At 55.3% G+C, this 17,950-nt stretch carries 18 protein-coding genes; 12 read left to right on the forward strand and 6 right to left on the reverse strand.

The annotated features are described in order from the left end of the window. Positions 1 to 105 precede the first annotated feature (105 nt). From EE949_RS29535 to EE949_RS20420, 3 genes are all read left to right on the forward strand, one after another. On the forward strand, positions 106 to 276 hold the full coding sequence (locus tag EE949_RS29535; RefSeq protein ID WP_162874729.1) for a hypothetical protein: 171 nt from the start codon (positions 106 to 108) through the stop codon (positions 274 to 276). A 648-nt stretch (positions 277 to 924) separates the two neighbouring features. Then, positions 925 to 1,485, forward strand: coding sequence for a hypothetical protein (locus tag EE949_RS20415; RefSeq protein ID WP_122665933.1), 561 nt, complete (start codon positions 925 to 927; stop codon positions 1,483 to 1,485). Between the two features lie 2 nt (positions 1,486 to 1,487). After that, complete coding sequence (locus EE949_RS20420; protein ID WP_122665934.1) at positions 1,488 to 2,204, forward strand: HNH endonuclease; 717 nt, start codon at positions 1,488 to 1,490, stop codon at positions 2,202 to 2,204. Positions 2,205 to 2,372: 168 nt separating this feature from the next. On the opposite strand, the gene EE949_RS20425 is transcribed toward EE949_RS20420, so the two are convergent. Continuing rightward, positions 2,373 to 3,857 (reverse strand): SIR2 family protein, encoded by a 1,485-nt coding sequence (locus EE949_RS20425; RefSeq protein ID WP_122665935.1) that lies wholly within the window; start codon positions 3,855 to 3,857, stop codon positions 2,373 to 2,375. A 711-nt stretch (positions 3,858 to 4,568) separates the two neighbouring features. On the opposite strand from EE949_RS20425, the gene EE949_RS20430 reads away from it, so the two are divergent. Together EE949_RS20430 and EE949_RS20435 are read left to right on the forward strand one after the other, a co-directional pair. Then, positions 4,569 to 5,123: a BRO-N domain-containing protein gene (locus tag EE949_RS20430; protein WP_122665936.1), complete on the forward strand. Its 555-nt coding sequence runs from the start codon at positions 4,569 to 4,571 to the stop codon at positions 5,121 to 5,123. Positions 5,124 to 5,553: 430 nt separating this feature from the next. Next, the gene (locus tag EE949_RS20435) at positions 5,554 to 6,579 is read left to right on the forward strand and encodes a PDDEXK nuclease domain-containing protein (RefSeq protein ID WP_122665937.1); all 1,026 of its coding nucleotides are present in this window, start codon (positions 5,554 to 5,556) and stop codon (positions 6,577 to 6,579) included. A gap of 282 nt (positions 6,580 to 6,861) precedes the next feature. Here EE949_RS20435 and EE949_RS20445 read toward each other — a convergent pair whose 3' ends face one another. After that, on the reverse strand, positions 6,862 to 7,344 hold the full coding sequence (locus EE949_RS20445; protein WP_122665939.1) for a lipoprotein: 483 nt from the start codon (positions 7,342 to 7,344) through the stop codon (positions 6,862 to 6,864). Between the two features lie 187 nt (positions 7,345 to 7,531). Continuing rightward, complete coding sequence (locus tag EE949_RS20450) at positions 7,532 to 8,251, reverse strand: methyltransferase domain-containing protein (protein ID WP_122665940.1); 720 nt, start codon at positions 8,249 to 8,251, stop codon at positions 7,532 to 7,534. A gap of 293 nt (positions 8,252 to 8,544) precedes the next feature. Here EE949_RS20450 and EE949_RS30320 point away from each other — a divergent pair, with 293 nt between their 5' ends. Both EE949_RS30320 and EE949_RS20460 read left to right on the forward strand, forming a co-directional pair. After that, positions 8,545 to 8,886, forward strand: coding sequence for a topoisomerase DNA-binding C4 zinc finger domain-containing protein (locus tag EE949_RS30320; RefSeq protein ID WP_122665941.1), 342 nt, complete (start codon positions 8,545 to 8,547; stop codon positions 8,884 to 8,886). Positions 8,887 to 9,006: 120 nt separating this feature from the next. After that, entirely contained in the window at positions 9,007 to 9,777 is a 771-nt protein-coding gene (locus EE949_RS20460) for a hypothetical protein (RefSeq protein ID WP_122665942.1), read from the forward strand. Between the two features lie 164 nt (positions 9,778 to 9,941). Here the strand turns inward: EE949_RS20460 and EE949_RS20465 are convergent, their stop codons facing one another. Continuing rightward, positions 9,942 to 10,178 carry a hypothetical protein gene (locus EE949_RS20465; RefSeq protein ID WP_122665943.1) on the reverse strand — a complete coding sequence of 79 codons (237 nt, stop codon included), beginning with the start codon at positions 10,176 to 10,178 and terminating at the stop codon, positions 9,942 to 9,944. Further along, positions 10,168 to 10,953, reverse strand: coding sequence for an MlaA family lipoprotein (locus tag EE949_RS20470; protein ID WP_122665944.1), 786 nt, complete (start codon positions 10,951 to 10,953; stop codon positions 10,168 to 10,170). The genes EE949_RS20465 and EE949_RS20470 overlap by 11 nt, the downstream gene beginning before the upstream one ends. A gap of 168 nt (positions 10,954 to 11,121) precedes the next feature. Between EE949_RS20470 and EE949_RS20475 the strand changes: the two genes are divergently transcribed. The 3 genes from EE949_RS20475 to EE949_RS20485 all read left to right on the forward strand — a co-directional run bounded on the left by EE949_RS20475 (position 11,122) and on the right by EE949_RS20485 (position 14,098). Beyond that, positions 11,122 to 11,832 (forward strand): response regulator, encoded by a 711-nt coding sequence (locus tag EE949_RS20475; protein ID WP_122665945.1) that lies wholly within the window; start codon positions 11,122 to 11,124, stop codon positions 11,830 to 11,832. After that, a complete protein-coding gene (locus EE949_RS20480) occupies positions 11,829 to 13,184 on the forward strand; it encodes an ATP-binding protein (protein WP_122665946.1) in 1,356 nt (451 codons plus the stop codon). Before EE949_RS20475 ends, EE949_RS20480 begins: the two co-directional genes overlap by 4 nt. A gap of 335 nt (positions 13,185 to 13,519) precedes the next feature. Continuing rightward, complete coding sequence (locus EE949_RS20485) at positions 13,520 to 14,098, forward strand: polyribonucleotide nucleotidyltransferase (protein WP_122665947.1); 579 nt, start codon at positions 13,520 to 13,522, stop codon at positions 14,096 to 14,098. 287 nt (positions 14,099 to 14,385) lie between these two features. Here EE949_RS20485 and EE949_RS20490 read toward each other — a convergent pair whose 3' ends face one another. Then, positions 14,386 to 15,294 (reverse strand): LysR family transcriptional regulator, encoded by a 909-nt coding sequence (locus EE949_RS20490; protein ID WP_122665948.1) that lies wholly within the window; start codon positions 15,292 to 15,294, stop codon positions 14,386 to 14,388. A gap of 111 nt (positions 15,295 to 15,405) precedes the next feature. Here EE949_RS20490 and EE949_RS20495 point away from each other — a divergent pair, with 111 nt between their 5' ends. Together EE949_RS20495 and EE949_RS20500 are read left to right on the forward strand one after the other, a co-directional pair. Next, entirely contained in the window at positions 15,406 to 16,602 is a 1,197-nt protein-coding gene (locus EE949_RS20495) for an MFS transporter (protein WP_122665949.1), read from the forward strand. Positions 16,603 to 16,762: 160 nt separating this feature from the next. Further along, positions 16,763 to 17,848, forward strand: a complete 1,086-nt coding sequence (locus EE949_RS20500; RefSeq protein ID WP_122665950.1) for a diguanylate cyclase — start codon at positions 16,763 to 16,765, stop codon at positions 17,846 to 17,848. Positions 17,849 to 17,950 lie beyond the last annotated feature (102 nt).

A 17,950-nucleotide genomic window follows, 5' to 3' on the forward strand; every position in this document is an offset into this window, starting at 1 on the left:
CGATCCAAGGTGGTTCGCCCGTTTTAAGCTGCCTTTCATGAGGCTGCCGTTGTCCAGCCCCGGGGGTTAGGCTTAAGATAAGGGCATCCCCTCAGGAGGATTCAGATGCCTATTTACCGCGACTCGACCGCCTCTGGCCAGCCTAAACCTAAACCTAAACCTCGGGTGCACAAAAAAGAAATCGATCCTGTTGCGGTGGTTTCTGAGGCTCTTCGCGTTGGCGATTTGCACTTCCAGCGCTTTGTCGAAACCGGGAAATTTCAGCTCTGCCCCTGAAAGCAGAAGGCCATCACAAAAGTCCGCCGGGCATGGCAAGAGCCACCTCTCTATAAGTATGGGCATTTCGGTACACCAGGGTTCCCGTAACGGCCAAATTCATGGAGCTCCCCATCTGATATGAGCTCCTTATCGAGTCCTTTAACTTCAAGGTCTGCGACCAACCCGCCCACTGGCCTGGATCTGTTTTAAGGGGCGCGTGAAAGACATAACCGATGTCACTCTCCATCCTACCCACCATAAAATGTGGGTCTAGGACGTTGCCTTATATAACATCCCTCTTCATTTTCTCCTCCCTTCCAAAGCCCTGCAGCGCAACGGTGTTGGCACGGTCTTTCGCGCTACACACGATGTGGAGTCGACTCATTTTTGCATTGCCCGTCCCTAGTCAAATTCTTTTGAAAAAATCAGTCTAAACGAAAGTGAAAATCCCCTTGTAAATCAACGCAACCAGTCCAAGCATGAATGAAAAAAAAGGATTCCACGCTGACAAGCTTGAAGTGAAAGGGCTGCCTGAGAAGGTGGCCCTTTTTTATTGATTGAACATTCGTATTCAGTCTTTTTTCAAGCCAAGACGCTCTTCGTAGTAGCCATAAGCCTCATCCATTTCGTACAGTTGCAGGAGATTTTTCCTACAAGGACGACGCAGTGGCGATCCCAGCGGTTGAGAAAAAAGCGATCGAACAGGCTCTGGGCCGTTTCGATGAAGAATTCAGGGACCAACCTGAATGGGCTGGATGGAAGTCGAACAGCGCACACCAATTCTCTATACGCGGCGATGGCAAGCTCTGCCCTGCGAAAAAGATCATTTCACTTGCGACAGACATTGCAGCACGTGATTTCACTCGTGATAGATCCACAAACGGAGATTCTCGAGCCCATAAATACGAGATTGCTGATCTCCGCAAAACGCCAAAGCTCGACTTCGCAAAGGGCGAGACTTATGACCGTCAGACTGAAATCCATGGCCCGTTTGGCGGAAGCTCTCAAAGCGGCATAGCACCATCGAATAAGGCACCGGTGGTGTTTCTCTTTTCAGGAGAATCGGGTGAGCAATATGGATACACAGCCGAGGTAAACGCACACGGGGTTTATTCCTACGCCGGCAAGGGACAGGTCGGCGAAATGATGCCGAACCGAGGAAACCTAGCAGTTCAACAGCACGCAGCTACTGGTCAGGCGTCGCATCTCTTCAAGTTGGGAGATTAGGAATGGCCGTAACTAACGGGCACGGAAACCCTAATTGGACACGTGACGAAGTAATACTTGCGCTTGAGCTCTATCAGTCCTGTTCCGGTCAGATCCCTGGCCCCACAGATCATAGAGTACGTAAACTATCTGACCTGTTAAGAACATTTCCTCACCACAGCAAAGCAGCACGCCAACCGTCCTTTCGAAATCCCGACGGCGTAGCATTTAAACTACAAAATCTTCGCAGTGTAGCTATCGGATCCGGGCTAAAAAACACGTCAAAGGTTGACCGAGAAGTTTGGGAGGAACTTGGAAATAATCCATCGCGAACACTTGAACTTGGCAGAGTCATTCGCCAAAGCATCGCGATTATCGATGATCTTCCATCGCCAGAGGATGAGGTGGAATTTTCGGAGGGCAAGTCTGCAACCAAGGTTCATATTCGGCGTGAGCGTAGTGCCAAGCTCCGGAAGGAGTTAATTGACTTGCGACTAAAACAAGATGGAATGTCGTGCGACTTATGCGCCACAGATGGAAAAGAAATTGACCCAGACCTGAGAATCTCAATGTTTGAGTGCCACCATATTATTCCGCTCAGTGTGGTTGGCGAGACAAAAACGAAGGTGAAGGATATGGCTTTGCTGTGTGCAAACTGCCATCGATTGCTTCACCGGGCAATCGCAAAGAAAAAGCAATGGCTATCAATCGAAGATGCCAAGCGTTTTCTTTTCATCTGATCGGTAGATAGGCCGACTGCTGCGCTTCTTGCCAAGCTGCAAACGGCCAGAAGCTGACACTGCACAGGACACGATGCATGATCTACCTTGATCGCTCTTCAGGGGCCACTTTATGGATATATTGCACCTCTCTAATCGCCCTTTACTAAAGGGTGGCGTAACGAAGTTTTAGCCCTCGCGGATACGATTAAGAATTTTAGGAATATCGCCATACTCCTCATACCAAATCACCGTTACACCGAGCTCCCGCATTAGCTCTTCGTTTGTGCTGTGGTGCCTCTCCAAGAAACGGTCAATCACCAAGCTTGGGATTTTCAGTTGATGCCCACGATCGCCACTCTTGAATTTTTTTGAGGTCAAACGACGCATAAATGCAAAATGCTTTGGTTTCTCAATGGATTTGGACGCAATTTCTAACAAACGTCGCAAATTCGGATCCGTGAGAGAAAGACCAATCATAAGACACGATGTTTCCTTGAAGCCGTTTAACTGCACCAAGTTAGACCAATGATAAGAATCGCGATAAATCAGATGGTAGCCTTCTTCTGAAAAAACCAAAGTACATCGATCTAAATTAGAATATTTATCTCTAATTTCAGGAAGAAAACCGTGAACATGGTAAATCGGCAGTTCCTCAGCACTAGGAGTTTCAAACTCCTCAAAAATACTTTTATGGACAAGGCCGCGTCCTGACAGAGCGCGCTCAATGAAATCATCAAAGTTATAAGTGAGGATTGACTTTACCTTGGCTCCTGTCCTGGTAGGCGTACAGAGACGAGCAATGGCTGTAATAAGTTCTGACTCTATCTGGAAATCTTCGTTACGTAGAGAATATAGCTGGTGAGTGATTGCCTCAATGAAATTTTGTTGTTCAGTCGGCGACCCAACGGAAAGTCCCTTTCTGATATACCTAGCCAGCATCAGAGCGGAGGGCCCATCAACCTCCATAAGTCTAGAAACAATCTGAGATACTTGAGCAGTATCACTTTTATCTCCTCCAATATTTTCTTGAGCCAACATAGAAACAAAAAGAGAATTTAGAAGAGTGTTCCAATCTGGCAAACCTGCGCTACTCGACACCCCCGCACCTAGAACTAACGAAAAGCTCCCGGACCGATACTGATCTGCCACTAGCTTAATGAGCTTATCTCGCTCTTCCAGCCATGGTTTCGTTGGACGAGTCACGGCCATTTTCAAACGTAATGAAAACAAACTATCAGTGAGCTTGCCTACCTCACCTTTATGTTTGCGCATCAGGTCATTGATTTTTTTCTCCCCCCAGATAACCACGGAGGCACGGCCATGAGCATCAGGTTCGTGGAGCATGTAGCTCAGTGTTGACTCTGGCATCTTTGGCGCAATAATTAACAGTCCGAACCCCGGCTCGCCATGCATTCGAAAAGAGTCCAGCAACGATTTAACTTTATCTTTAGTTGCAGTAAAAATATATTCAATGAAAATTGGAGTAGATAGATCCCCAATGCCTTTAGGGGCGACAGCTTCGAACAGAGATGTGTGAGTGTCGAGGCTATGGACCTCTTGACCGTAATGAGCCGCTTCAATTTGAAGAAGCTTGGTAAGGAACGCCTCAAGAAACAGATATCCCCCAGAGCCGTAAGACCCCACACGTTCTTCCAAAGCAAAAAAATCCATTATTTCCGATCTCATTAGGTGACGGCGCCGGTGGCTAGGTTAGGTTACAGGCCACATTTCAAAGCACTCACGCTATCACAACGCCACTACGGCATTGAAGCGCTGCATCACGATAACTCTCTCGAGAGCCCTTGACGGTGGCTACCGAAATAAGCTTCGCGAGTTTAGAAATAATAGAATTCTGGTTTTGTCGGATGTCATCAAGCGGCCGACACTCGAACGCTACTGATGGCAGCTTCCGGCCGATATCTGCCGGCCATTACGCCAGCATGCGCAGCTTTTTTGCCTGGCCAATCCAACGCGATCGATCTTCAAACCGCCCGGTCGGGTGCAATGAAAGCAAGCAGGCCTCATTCCGGATTTACGGATCCATTTAGATGGTCAAAAAGAGTGTGATTTCGTAACACTTCACGCATTTTCAGAAATGCCCTACAACCTTGCTCCTTGCCCGCCTGCGCCGTGCCCCCTACCCTTGCACCGCGCCTAAGAAACGCTCAAAGCGACTCAAAAGTAGCGGCCTGCCCGCCCCCGATAAAATGCGGCTTTTTGTACCTGCGGCCCCCGGCTGCACGTCCTAAAATCTCTGTTATGTCGGGAGTGGACCAATACAAGACCCGCAAGGGAAATACGTCCGGCCTTTTCTACTTTTGAGGTTTCTTAACTCCCGACGCCTTAGCCCTCAAAAAGCTAAATAAAGTAGAGATAACAACAATGTTCAGCCCCGACTCTCCGAGCCTAGATAGGCAACCCACCCCAGAAGCCCTAACCCCCACCACCTTCCACCGCCACAACCGCCCACTGCGCACCGTCCTGCTGGAATCCCAGGTCTGGTTCTGTGCCCGGGATTTCAGTCGGTTGATGAGTTGGCCGCTGAATGAGCGCACGACGCGCAAGCTGGATGAGGATCAGCGTCGTGTGGTGTTGCTCGGTGCTCATTACGGGGCTGAGGAGGAGTTGATGGTGAGTGAGTCGGGTATCTACGAGATGCTGGTGTATCACTGTCATGCGGAGAAGCGTGCGTTGCGGCGCTGGATTACGAATGAGGTGGTGCCTTGTGTGCGTGATGGTGTCCCTCGCAATGACAACGCGCCGAGTTTGAGCCTGCTGCAATGGCCGGAGTTGTCGGTGTGTCTGTTGAACTGGCGCAGTGAGCCGTGGATCAGGTTGCGGGATATGCCGAGGTTGTTGCCGCATGGGCAGTTGCCTGAGGATTCGGCGCGGGGTAAGGGGCGGTTGTCGTGGTGGCGGGCGGTTTGGCGGGGCTGAGGTTGTTGTGAGGAAGGTAGATTGTCGTGACCGTGGTTTTACAGGGGGTGTTTGTCTGGGATGGATTTCGGCGGCTGGGCTGGCCTCTTCCCGGATGAATCCGGGCCCACGGGTTCAAAGTGTGGCCGTTGGTTTAGCGGTGGCTGGGCGGGCGCCATCGCGAGCAAGCTCACTCCTACAGGGCGATATCCGTGATGAGAAATCGCTGGTTTATTTATCAGCATCGTTCGGAGGCGTCGTAGGGTGTTTCATGCGTGGGTGTAGGCCACGGTTGGCCGCTTGGCTACAAGCCTTTATCGACGGCCGTTTGTGAAAATTCTGCCACCTCCGCGATATGACCAGACAGCGGTTTGCCAGCGGTTTTGGCTGTTCGACAGACTGCGTTTTGCCCCCTATCTTGCGCGTCCTTTTCGCCCGCAGGACTTCTGAAATGAGCAAGCAAATCGCGTCTGTTGATGGCTCTCTTGAAAGCGGTTTCGCTGAGATCGCGCAACTGATCAACTCGGCCAAGCAAACCACGCTGCAGACCGTGAATACGCAGTTGATCCAGTTGTATTGGCAAGTGGGCGCTTACATCAGCGACAAGATTGATAACGCAGAATGGGGTGAAGGCGTCGTTGCTCAACTGGCGACCTATCTGGCGAGGAATCAGCCTGGGATGCGGGGCTTTACCAGCCGAAATCTTTTCCGTATGCGGCAGTTTTACGAGGCCTATCGGGGTGACGAAAAAGTCTCACCACTGCTGAGACAAATACCCTGGACCCATAACCTGATCATCCTCAGCCAAAGTAAACGGGCCGAAGAACGCGAGTTTTATTTGCGGATGGCAATTCAGGAGAAGTGGTCTAAACGGGAGTTGGAAAGGCATCTGAAAACAGCCTTGTTTGAGCGCAGTATTCTAAGCCCGGCAAAAGTGACACCAGCGGTGTCACAAATTCATCCCGAAGCCCTCAGCGTCTTCAAAGACGCTTATATGCTCGAGTTTCTGGGCTTGCCGAACGAGCATTGGGAGGCAGATTTGCATCGAGGATTGGTGCAGCGCCTCAAGGATTTTCTCGGTGAGCTGGGGCGAGACTTTTGCTTTGTTGGCTCACAGTATCCGGTACAGGTAGGCAGCCGCGATTTCGCGCTGGATTTGCTGTTTTTCCATAGAGGCCTGAACTGCCTTGTGGCCTTTGAGTTGAAGGTGGGACGTTTCGAACCGGAGTACCTGGGCAAGCTTGGCTTTTACCTTGAGGCACTGGATCGTGACGTGCGCAAACCCCACGAAAACCCGGCAATTGGCGTACTGCTGTGCGCCAGCAAGGAAGATGAAGTGGTGGAGTACGCGTTGAATCGCTCGCTGTCCCCGGCCATGGTGGCTGAATATCAAACTCAATTGCCGGACAAACAGCTGCTGCAAGCAAAGCTGCATGAGTTTTATGCGTTGAATACTCAGGCTTGCGATGGCCCTTGAGGTCGAGCGGGGTTTCGAGGTTCAAGCGAATAGTCATTACTGGGCCTCGGTAATCTGGCTGATCGCTCCCCCTGCCAGCCCCACAGCTTTTGTTTATGGCTCTGGGTTTGACGCTGGATGGGCGGCCGTCATCGCGAGCAAGCTCGGCTCCTACATGACTGCGCAATCTTCGTTCTCCTGATCTGCCGTTCCATGAGCAGCAGAGGCCAAGCGTTCAACGTATCAGCGTCCCGCCGCCGGGCCTCGCCAGCCTGAGCCCTTGTGTCTTTACCGACGTTTACGTCATTTGCCTGGCAGGGTGCTGAGGCGCTTCATCGACCATCGAATCACGCTCTCAGAAAAAGCAGGCCGAGAAGGCCAGACAGTTGTTCTCTGGAAATCCATTTCCAGCGTGTCGCCGATAAAGCGTCCATTGAAGGTGTGCACGGTCGTGTAGACGAGTTCACCATTCTGTTTTTTGAGCGGGGTGCGCGACTCGGCGGTTATGCGGTCGCCGGTGCGAGTGAACGAGATGGGCGTATCCACGCCGGTGCCGTTGTCTTTGGTGTAGTAGTCAAATTTCTTCAGGACCACATCGGGGTCCTCAACGGTACGCCAGTAGATGAAGTGGGTGTCGTCGACGAACATCAAATAGGCATGCCAAGGCACAATTCGCGGCTGCTCTGTTTCGGCGTACCAGATTTTTTCCCGAACGCCGGAGCCCGGTCCGATAGCGCATCCGGAAAGCGCGAGTAGAAAAAGCGCGGCGACCAATATCTGTTTCATGCGTCCATCCTGGATGATTCGTTGTCTGGCGTTACTGCGCTCGATAGCACCAAGCCGCTGTTTCGAGCGCGGCCACTTTATCACGCGGTCAGGTGCTGATGGTTTAGGTGGTGGCGGGTTGGAGGTGGCGTGTCAGGGTGGACGCCTCGCGGGCAAGCGCGCTCCTACAGGGGGCGGTGGGTGTTTTTCAGGCGCTTGGCTTGCGGGCCCATGCGCCGAACATGACGTCGCCGATGTAGATGCCTTCGGACTGGGTGCGTTCTTCGTCCAGGCGTTGTTGCAGGGTTTCGATGTCGACTTCGTCTGCGGTCGCCACGCCCAGCGCGATGATGCGTGGCAGGCAGGCGCGCACGATGTAGCCCAGGGCGTAAGTGTTGTCAGGCGTTTGCACGATGCATTCGGCGCGCACATTTTCGACGGCCAGCCCGGCCTTGGTGAAGATGGCGTGCAGGTTGAAGCCGATGTGTAGGTCGGCGCCTTCGCGCGCGATCATTTGCTGTATCCAGCCTTGGGCTTGCCTGTGCAGAGTAAAAGCGTCGATGCTGGCCGGGGCCAGGGTGGTGTCGTGTTCCTGAAAGACCATGACGCCGCCTGGACGAAGGTGCTTTGCCAACGCCGTGACGGCCGCGACGGTGTCCGCCTGATACATGAGCACTCGTCGGCCGACGATGGCGTCGAACGTGCCAACCGATGCAGGGAGGTCAAGCAGCCCGCTCTGAATGAAAGTGGGTGCAGGTTGTTGATTGGCACCCGCGCGGTTGCGGGCCGTAGCGAGCGCGTTGTCATCGTGATCAATGCCCACGACTTCTCCAGTCTCCCCGACGAGGCCGCTGAGCAGAAAGGCCACGTCGCCTGTTCCGCAGCCTGCGTCCAGCACGCGCATCCCACTGGTAATACCTGCGTCCATGAGAAGTAGGGTGACTGGGCTGGCCTCCTCCCGGCTGAGTCTGGTCCTACGCCATCGCGCCAATAGTTGGGATTGCGCAGTACCTGTGGGAGCGAGGCTTGCCCGCGATAAGGGCCATGCGATCTAAAGTGAATCGCGTCCAGCCTTATCGCGAGCAAGCTCAGCTCCCACAGGTTCAATGGCTACTGCTGGAGGGCGTGCAGTCAGCACTACTGCGGCAGCACAATGCGTGGGCTCGTTCCTAGGGTTTACGGTAAAGTCTGCGCCCTGCCCGCTTCTGACCCATCAGGTTTATCACTGTGAAACTCTCTCGACTCAATACGTTGCTTGCTCGTGCTTCTGCTTGGCTAAGAGGCAAGCGTGAGCGTGTCGCCGAGCCGCAGGTGGTTGAGAATAAGTTGCTCGATGCGCAGCCAGTTGAGCCTGTCGAAACGAAGGTCAGGAAGGCCAAACCGAAGGCAGTGCCCAAGGCTCCAGTCGGGCCGAAAGCGCCAGCTTGCCCGCACTGCAAGAAGGTGATGGTGCTGAAGGTAGCGCGCACCGGGGCGAATGCCGGGGGGGATTTCTGGGGGTGTGGGGATTATCCGAAGTGTCGCGGGATTCGGGCTATCTTTGAGCCGATCAAAGTTAAGTAGCCTTGGATTAAAGAAAGCACCAGACCCGACGATCTCAATACAGTAGCGCCGCTGGAGTGCAGATCATTTCCTCCGCGTTGAATGCTGCAGATCAGTTTCAACCTTTAAAGGAATAAAGCCATGCCCGTTGTTGCTTCGGTTTCGCGCTTGTTAATCGCCTTTTTTGCGATTGCGGTCAGCACTGTCAATTTCGCCCAAGCCGCGAGGTCTTTTGCACACGCCGATACTGCCAACTATCTGGAGCGTTGTGAAACCCTGCAAGTCAGGATGACCCGGCTGGAGGGGAGTAAGAACCCAAAAGATCCTGAACAGGTGGTTAAAGCCTTATTAGATCAGAGCGCAAACATGAGCCACTTGCAGTCGAGTTCAAGCAGTCTCGATCTCACCGCAGCAGAGTCGACTCGCTGCAACGCACTTTTTGCCAAAGTGGATAGCCTTGTGAGTCAAGCTCAAGCGAAGCTCAAGGTCGCCCAAGATATCAAGGATAAGGAGAGCGCTGCGGCCAGTCTGGCGTTGTGGCATAAATCGCCCGAGTACAAGCTCGCTCGCTCATTGGGCTATGAGGATGCGGGCGACATCGGGCAATTGGACATGCATGAAAATCTGGACGGGGAAGAAAAGATGAGGTCGATGCTGTTTTTAGTCGACCGTGACTGCGGTTCATTTTTTCAGGCAGTTCAGAACACGCCGCCTTACGTGATTTATACGATTGAAAAAACCGTAATCACGTGTGGAAAAGCGAAAAGGATCGCCGTTATAGGAACCAGTAATGTAGGCAACGAAGACTTGATCGACGAGAAGGCTACATTCGAATACGTGGGCTGGGAAAAAATCATGTCACCGAACGGGTTTCCGATTTCGGTACGGGTGGTGAAGCAGCGCCCCAAGTGACACCAGCGGTGTCACACATAACCGTCTAAAAGCATCGCACAACCCTTTAGATTGGAATGCATTCCAGTGGAACCGGCTTTAGCCCGGAAGACAGTCTTTCTAACAATACGAATCTGTCGAATGTACTGACCTCTTCCCGGCTGAAGCCGGTCCCACGTCGAAAATTACCCTTCCACCCCATGACTGATCATCCAGCGAATCATGCTCGCCAGCGGCACGCGATGATGACGCACGGTGCACCAGGCCGCATCATCGTGACTGAATAACTCGACGTAGCGGCTCAGTAATACATGGCGGCCGTCGTCGGCCACGCGCAGTTCGATTTCGCGGCTGTGCAGCGACGCGGGGTTGGGGTTGCGGGTTCTGCGGTGCAGCACCAGGGCTTCGGTTCTATTCGTCATCGGCTTCACCGCTAGGGCAAGTTGAAAGGCTTGGGACGACGGCGCCTGACTTGCCTTCGACCACGAAGTTGGCGCGTTTCTGGGCCACGGTGTCACGCAGGGCCGCGTAGTAATCCGGCTGCTTGCGCAGTTGGTCGGTGAACGGCAAGGCTTCAGCGCGGCCATCCACGATGCCGCCCACGGTATTGATCGTGCCCAGGGTCTGCACGGTGTCGCTGTTGCTGCCCAGTGGATCGACCACGAAGCTCAGCACTTTGCCGGTCGCATCTCGCAGGTTGCCGGTGCCGAGCAATGGCAGTTCGACGATGGGGCCGTTGGCGATATTCCACACGCCGAAGGTCTGGCCGAAGTCTGACTTATGGCGCTCGATGCCCATCTTGCCCGAGACGTCGATTAAGCCGACGATGCCCACGGTGGTGTTGATCACGAAGCGCCCGAAGGTGGCAACCGAACGCTCGCCATTACCTTGCAGCAGGTCGTTGATGAGCACTTTGGGCTCACCGAAGTTGGCAACGAAGTTGTGAACGCCGGTCTGAAAAAAATCCGGCAGGTGGCGATAACCACGGGCCACCGGCGCCAGGGCGTAATCATCGACGGTGCGGTTGAAGGCGAAGATGCCGCGGTTGACCGGCTCTGCCGGGTCATGAAGGGTGTAGCTGACATCGTCGCAAGGACCGACAGGCGAAGGCGCGGTGGCGCAACCGCTGACGAGTACAACAGCAAAACCGGCAAGGGTGAAACGGGCAATAGGCGAAGCGCATTTGAGAGTTGGCATGCAAGGTGATCTCGGCAAGGACTGGCGCTGATCCTGCCTGCGCTTTTTTGCCTGAAGATTTCTGCTTTATTGCGCGCCCGTCGCTTTATTACCGAGTTGAAATATATGACGTAGCGCCAGGAATGATTTTAGATAGGCGCTGCACATCATTCCGGCAGCGAGCCTACTGTGAGCCATTTATTACTGGTCGACGACGATGTTGAAGTCCTCGCCCTCTTGCAGAAATTCCTTGAACAGCATGGCTACAGCGTCGAGGTCGCGACCGATGGCCCTGCGCTGTGGCAGGCTGTGGAGCGGCGTCTGCCGGACCTGATCATCCTCGACGTGATGCTGCCCGGCGAAAGCGGCCTGGTGCTCTGTCAGCAATTGCGTGCCAGGCACAAGGTTGCAGTGATCATGCTCACGGCCATGGGCGAATTGAGTGACCGGGTCATTGGTCTGGAACTGGGTGCCGATGATTACCTGACCAAGCCGTTCGATGCCCGGGAGTTGTTGGCGCGTGTGCGTGCGGTGCTCAGGCGCGTGGGGGAAGCGGCAACGGTGTCGAGCGACTCTTCGCGCTCGATCCTTGAGTTTGCCAACTGGCAGCTGGACGTGACCCGCCGCGAGTTGCGCTCACCGGAAAAAGTCATGATCCCGCTGTCCACCGGGGAGTTCGAGTTGCTGTTGGTGTTTGCCGAACACCCGCGGCGCATTCTCACCCGCCAGCAGCTGCTGGACATGGCGCGCGGCGAGGCTTACGACGCGTTTGATCGCAGCGTCGATGTGCAGGTCAGCAGGCTGCGACGCAAACTGGAGGCGGATATTCACAGTGAGCCGATGATCCGCACGATTCGTAACGGCGGCTATCTGTTCAGTCCGTCGGTGGTCAAGCGATGATTTTTTTCTCGGCATTGCGCGCCAGATGGAATCGCCCCCATGACACGGTCGCGCGCTGGATCGCCCTGACCACCATGCTGGCGATGCTCACTTCGCTCGCCTTGAATGGCGCCTTTACGTTGCTGGCAGGTGTCTGGGCGCGGCCGCCGATTCTGGAAACCGGCCTGATGGAAAAGGCTGCGACCATCACGCGCATCATCAACGCTGCGCCTCTGGAGCAGCGCAACAGCATTGCCGTCGCGGCCAGCGACAAGGTGTTCGACGTGCAATGGTTAGCTCGCCGTGAAGATGCACACCTGCCGACTACCAACGACCCTGGCTTCGAAGACGGCCAGCAGTTTTTACGTGATTTACTGGAAATGCCCCATGCAATTATCGAGGCCTATGAGCCGAGGGACTGGGGTGCGGAACAGGCCGGGCGACCGTATGCATTGCTGATCCAGCTGGGCGACGGCTCTTGGGTGCAGTTCTCCGTGGCGACGCGTAACTGGGGGCTCGACCCGTTTGAGCGCAACCTGATCGTGATCTTTCTGGCGCTGCTGTCGACTATCGTGGTGGCGCTGATTGCCACTCGACACCTGGCGACGCCTTTAGAACGCTTCTCCGAAGGAGCCAGGCGGTTTGGTAAAGACTTTCGCGCGCCGCCCATCCCGGTCGTTGGCCCCCATGAGATTCGTCAGGCGATCCTGGCTTTCAATGCCATGCAGGCGCAAATCCGGCACTTCCTCAACGACCGCACGCAAATGCTCGCCGCCATTTCCCACGACCTACGTGCGCCATTGACGCGGATGAGGCTGCGCGGGGAGTTCATTGAAGATGCCGAGCAGCAAAGCAAACTGTTCCGGGATGTGGATGAGATGCAGACGATGGTCAACTCTGCGCTGGACTTCTTCCGCGACGACGCCCGCCTGGAACCGCCCACGGCGTTTGATCTGGCTGAACTGCTGCTCACGGTGGTCGATGATTTCAAGGATGCCGGCATTGATGTGCAGTGTGTGGGCGCCAATCGTTTTGTGTACGTGGGACGCCCGATCGGCATCAAACGCGCGCTGGTCAATTTGATTGATAACGCCGTGAAGTACGGCCACGAAGCCCGCGTTCAGCTCAGCTCGCGTACTGGCTGGGTTGAAATCCTGGTGCTGGATCGCGGGCCGGGTATTGCTCCAGAGTTGCATGAACAGGTGTTCGCGCCCTTTTATCGCATCGAAGGCTCGCGCAACAAGAACACCGGCGGCGTCGGCCTGGGCCTGCCAACCGCCCGCGCCACGGTGCTTGAACATGGCGGCTCGTTGACGTTAAGAAACCGAAGCAGCGGCGGGCTCGAAGTGAAGGTGGTGCTGCCGGTGGATTGAGGTGGCGCTAAACGATGGGAATTCTCTGTCTGCTTGCGAACTGATGTGCGACGTTCACTTTGTAGGAGCGCGCTTGCCCGCGATTCGATCTGTCAGTCGATCAACATACCGCCTGAACTCACGCGATCGTGAGCAAGCTGTTCGCGAGGCGGGGTGCCTGATGAACCGCGTGTCAGGACAAAGCTTCGCAGCCTTCGGCAGCTCCTACAAAAAAATGCGTTTCAATTCGGGGATAGGGTGTTGCGCAAGGTGAAATTCGACATCAATCCTCCCTTAAGGCAGGATGCCAGCACATCCAGCCGTGATCATTGCGGCGCTTTTTTCGAGGGCATTCGATGCGGTTCTTTAGCTGTAAAACTCTGCTGGTGAGCGCCGCCTTGGTGATTGGTCTCCAGGGCGCGAATCTGTCTGCCGCACCTCAGCAAAAGGCGCCGAGCCAACAGAAAGTATCGATGCTGGAAGGCAAATGGGTATTCAACCTGCCCAAGGAATACGTGAAGAACCCGATGCCAGAGATCGACGACAAGGCCCGAGCTGCTGGGGTAACAGGTTCGCTGTACATGAATAAAGCCGCACAGCGCGTAGTGATTGTGACTGAAACGCCACTCGACTCTCCCGAGCCAGTATCGAGCAACGATGAGGCGACGCTCGCCGGCATCATCGCTGCGACCCTCGAACAGCAGCAGGCCAGCTATCAGAACTTCAAACAGTTGGGCGACGTGAAGAAGATAGTGCGTCGCGGTCTGGGCCTTCGTCAGCTGGACATTTCCGGCAGTGTCGACGGTGGCAAAGTATTAAGCACCACCGTGACCGCCGCCTCAGGCAAGCGTATGGCAATGGTCAATGTCATCTCACTGGAGAAAGACGCCAAGGCGCATGGGGATTTGCTGAAAGGGATTACGTCGGGAAAGTAACGGGTCTTTCAATCGTGCAGTCTTGGTAAAGTCGGCGGGTTATAGGCCGTTGGTGGCGACTCGATTTCAATGTGAGGATGCGATCAAACTGTGGGAGCGGTGCTTGCCCGCGATTCGGTCTGTCAGTCGATGGATATATCGCCTGTGCTGACGCTATCGCGGGCAAGCACCGCTCCCACAGGTTCTGCGCAGTACCCAATATTGGCGCGATGACGTGGCATAGGCCGGTACGTTCAATTTGAAGGCAAACCTGGAATCTCCCGCAAAAATCGCATCTATTGCCCCACTCAATCCATCCGCAACCTCGCCGACAGCACTTCCACCAACTGATGCACCTTGGGCAATGACTCCCGGTTACGAGGCCAGGCCAGGTGCAGGTCGAGCCCTTCAGTGGCGAGGTGCGGGAGGATTTCCACCAGTTCGCCGCGCTGCAACTGGTCTTTGATCAGCCAGGTCGCCAGTTGCGCCACCCCGCTGCCCGCCACCACCGCTGCAACCTGAGCTTCACCATTGCCGACGACAATGCGTCCTTCGATCATGCGCAACTGGGTTTGCCCAGTGGCGTCGACGATGACCCACGGGCTGGTGCCGCCATGGTCTTTGCCATACAGCACGCAAGCATGGTCGGCTAATTCATCAAAAGTCTTCGGCGTACCGTGGCGGTGCAGGTAGACCGGCGCGGCGCAGAAGATCACTCGCTCGGTCCCCAGATAACGATGGCCCAGGGTGGACGGCCAGGCGGACGGGCCACCAATGCGCACGGCCACATCAACGCCTTCTTCGATCAGGTCGACGAAGCGATCGGTAAACGATACATGCGGGCGGAGTTTGGGATGCTGCTCGGCAAACTCCAGCAGCAAGGGCAACACGTGAATGCGCCCGAACGAGGCAGGCAAGTCCACGCGCAGATGCCCGGCAGGCTCCGAGCGCTGCGCGGCCATTGCTGTTTCGGCATCGGCCAGCTCATCAAGGATGCGGGTACAGACGGCATAGTACGCCGTGCCCTCTTCCGTCAAGGCCAGGCTGCGGGTAGTGCGCTCGAACAGGCGCATGCCCAGCCGCCCCTCCAGCCGGGCGATGCTTTTACTGACGGCGGAGTTGGTCAGGTTCAAACGCTCGGCGGCGGCAGTGAAACTGCCCGCATTGGCGACAGCCACGAACGTTGAAATACCTTTGAGGCGGTCGGCGGAAATCATAAGCCTGCATCAACTAGTGAAATTAATTCCATAGTGCACGGAAAAACCACCAAAGATAAGAAGAGGTTTCTCGAATAGGCTAGCAGCATTATTTCAATTCGAGTTAAACCCATGCCTTCTGTAGACACTACCGCTGCTGGTTCTGCCAGCGGCGCAAGCGCCACTGGCGCCAATTTGGCGATTGCCATTCTGGCACTGGCCGGTTTTGTAATCGTCACCACTGAATTTTTGATCATCGGCCTGCTGCCGGGCATGGCCCGTGACCTGGGGATTTCAATCTCCGACGCGGGCTTGCTGGTGACCTTGTTCGCCTTCACGGTGATGTTGTTCGGGCCGCCATTGACGGCGATGCTTTCACACCTTGATCGCAAAAAGACCTTTGTGGCGATCCTGCTGATTTTCGCGGCGTCCAACGCACTGGCCGCGCTGTCCAGCAACATCTGGGTGCTGGCGTTCGCCCGATTCATCCCCGCTCTGGCGTTGCCGGTGTTCTGGGGCACAGCGAGCGAAACCGCTAGTTTGATGGCCGGTCCGCAAAACGCCGGTAAAGCAGTGGCGCGGGTTTACCTGGGCATTTCCGCGGCCATGCTGTTCGGCATTCCGCTGGGTACGTTATTTGCGGACGCCGTTGGCTGGCGCGGTGCTTTCTGGGCCCTGACAATCCTGTCGCTGTTAATGGCCGTGCTGCTGTGGGTTTCCATGCCCTCTATCGCTAAAACAGCAAAGGTTGGTTTGGCCAAGCAGGCGAAAATCCTTGGTGACCCACAGTTCATCGTCAACTTGCTGCTGTCGATCCTGTTGTTTACCGCAATGTTTACCGCTTACACCTATCTGGCCGACACGCTGGAACGCATCGCCATGATCGCCCCTGCACAGGTCGGCTGGTGGCTGATGGGCTTCGGTGCCGTGGGCTTGATCGGTAATACCCTAGGCGGCCGATATGTTGATCGCAGCCCATTGGGTTCGACCATCGTTTTCGCGCTGCTACTGGGCGTAGGCATGACGGCGTCTGTGCCCGCTGCTGGCTCCATCCCGTTGCTGTGTGTGGTCTTGCTGGTCTGGGGCATTGCCCATACCGCGCTGTTCCCGATCTGCCAGATCCGGGTGATGAAAACCGCACCTCATGCGCAGGCACTGGCAGGTACATTGAACGTCTCGGCAGCAAACGCAGGGATCGGTCTGGGTTCGATGATCGGCGGGCTGGCTATCGACCAGTTGGGTCTGAGTTATGTAGGTTATGTCGCTGCATTCATCTCGGTGCTGGCCATCGCAACAGCGTTCATAGCCATGCAAATGAAGGCTCGATGAGCGACGAACGGCGCAATTCAATACCGCCTGCGACTTTTTAAGGCGGTATTGCTCAATAATGGCAAAAGGCTCTTCCTAATTAACTGCCGCCGAGCCAAAATCCGATATTTCGTTCTGACCTAAGACCCGAAGGTCCTCAGATCGATCCCGGTAGAGCGCCATGAAAAATCACGACGGCAAAGGAATGTCCTTTGCCAAACGAATATATTGGGTTCGCAGCGTTGGCGTAGGCATTGGTTTTTTCAGTGTCGCGGCCACCATGTACCTATTGCATCCACCGGCGTGGGTCTGGGTGCTAATGCTGTGCAACTCGATTATCTGGCCACCCATTGCCCTATGGTTGGCCACCCGCTCTCGCCAACCGTTTTACGCAGAACGCCGCAATATCCTTTGCGACTCCCTGGCTGGCGGTTTCTGGGCCGGGGCGATGGGCTTCAACCCTTTGCCCACCGTTACAGTGCTGGCGATGATGGCGATGCATAACCTGGCCGGAGGCGGCAAACGCCTGTTCCTGCAAGGCTGCGTTGCGCAGATCATCGGCGCGGCGGTCTCGTTCTATCTGTTCCGCCAACCCTTCGTCTCCGTCAGTACCCCGATGCAGATCTACGCCTGCCTGCCGGTGCTGGTGTTTTATCCCATGTTCGTCGGCTACATGAGCTACCGGGTAGCGGTGAAGCTCAGCGAGCATAAGCACATTCTGGGCAAGCTCAGCCGCACCGATAGCCTGACCGGCCTGATCAATCACGGTTCCTGGAAAGACCTGCTGCAGCTGGAGTTCAATAAAAGCCAGTTGCTGTCGCGTCAGACGTCCATTGCCTTGATCGACATCGATCACTTCAAGGCGATCAATGACACCCAGGGCCATATCATCGGTGACAACGTGCTCAAGCGCCTGAGCACCGCACTGGTGGCCAACCTGCGGGATTCGGACCTGGCGGGTCGCTACGGGGGCGATGAATTCTGCGTCATCCTGCCCAATACCAGCGCAACCCTGGCATGGGAAATCCTTGAGCAACTGCGCCGGGATGTTCATAACCTGCGCGACCCGCAATTGCCCCATTTGCAGTTGAGCCTGAGTATTGGTATTTCGACGTTCGGCCCGCATATCAACGACGCAGCCATGTGGCTCAACGAAGCCGACAAAGCGTTGTACATCGCCAAAACCACAGGCCGAAACCGGGTCTGTTCCGCAGCCCCGGTGGTGATTGATTACCCACGTCTGGGGACGGAAAGGTCAGTGTCGTGATGTGAACAGCCGTTCATACAGCAACGGTATCCTGATGAACCGCGTTAGCCCCTCTCGCCAACAAGCTGCCTCCTGCCTTCAACAGTTGCCGGGGTAGGAGCG

The organism is Pseudomonas viridiflava (assembly GCF_900602065.1).
GTDB lineage: Bacteria > Pseudomonadota > Gammaproteobacteria > Pseudomonadales > Pseudomonadaceae > Aquipseudomonas.

Bases quoted from the DNA above. Each gene is read 5' to 3' on its own strand.
- EE949_RS29535 (WP_162874729.1), top strand. From the start codon at position 106: ATGCCTATTTACCGCGACTCGACCGCCTCTGGCCAGCCTAAACCTAAA.
- EE949_RS20420 (WP_122665934.1), top strand. From the start codon at position 1,488: ATGGCCGTAACTAACGGGCACGGAAACCCTAATTGGACACGTGACGAA.
- EE949_RS20425 (WP_122665935.1), bottom strand. From the start codon at position 3,857: ATGGATTTTTTTGCTTTGGAAGAACGTGTGGGGTCTTACGGCTCTGGG.
- EE949_RS20430 (WP_122665936.1), top strand. From the start codon at position 4,569: ATGTTCAGCCCCGACTCTCCGAGCCTAGATAGGCAACCCACCCCAGAA.
- EE949_RS20435 (WP_122665937.1), top strand. From the start codon at position 5,554: ATGAGCAAGCAAATCGCGTCTGTTGATGGCTCTCTTGAAAGCGGTTTC.
- EE949_RS20445 (WP_122665939.1), bottom strand. From the start codon at position 7,344: ATGAAACAGATATTGGTCGCCGCGCTTTTTCTACTCGCGCTTTCCGGA.
- EE949_RS20450 (WP_122665940.1), bottom strand. From the start codon at position 8,251: ATGGACGCAGGTATTACCAGTGGGATGCGCGTGCTGGACGCAGGCTGC.
- EE949_RS20460 (WP_122665942.1), top strand. From the start codon at position 9,007: ATGCCCGTTGTTGCTTCGGTTTCGCGCTTGTTAATCGCCTTTTTTGCG.
- EE949_RS20465 (WP_122665943.1), bottom strand. From the start codon at position 10,178: ATGACGAATAGAACCGAAGCCCTGGTGCTGCACCGCAGAACCCGCAAC.
- EE949_RS20470 (WP_122665944.1), bottom strand. From the start codon at position 10,953: ATGCCAACTCTCAAATGCGCTTCGCCTATTGCCCGTTTCACCCTTGCC.
- EE949_RS20480 (WP_122665946.1), top strand. From the start codon at position 11,829: ATGATTTTTTTCTCGGCATTGCGCGCCAGATGGAATCGCCCCCATGAC.
- EE949_RS20485 (WP_122665947.1), top strand. From the start codon at position 13,520: ATGCGGTTCTTTAGCTGTAAAACTCTGCTGGTGAGCGCCGCCTTGGTG.
- EE949_RS20490 (WP_122665948.1), bottom strand. From the start codon at position 15,294: ATGATTTCCGCCGACCGCCTCAAAGGTATTTCAACGTTCGTGGCTGTC.
- EE949_RS20495 (WP_122665949.1), top strand. From the start codon at position 15,406: ATGCCTTCTGTAGACACTACCGCTGCTGGTTCTGCCAGCGGCGCAAGC.
- EE949_RS20500 (WP_122665950.1), top strand. From the start codon at position 16,763: ATGAAAAATCACGACGGCAAAGGAATGTCCTTTGCCAAACGAATATAT.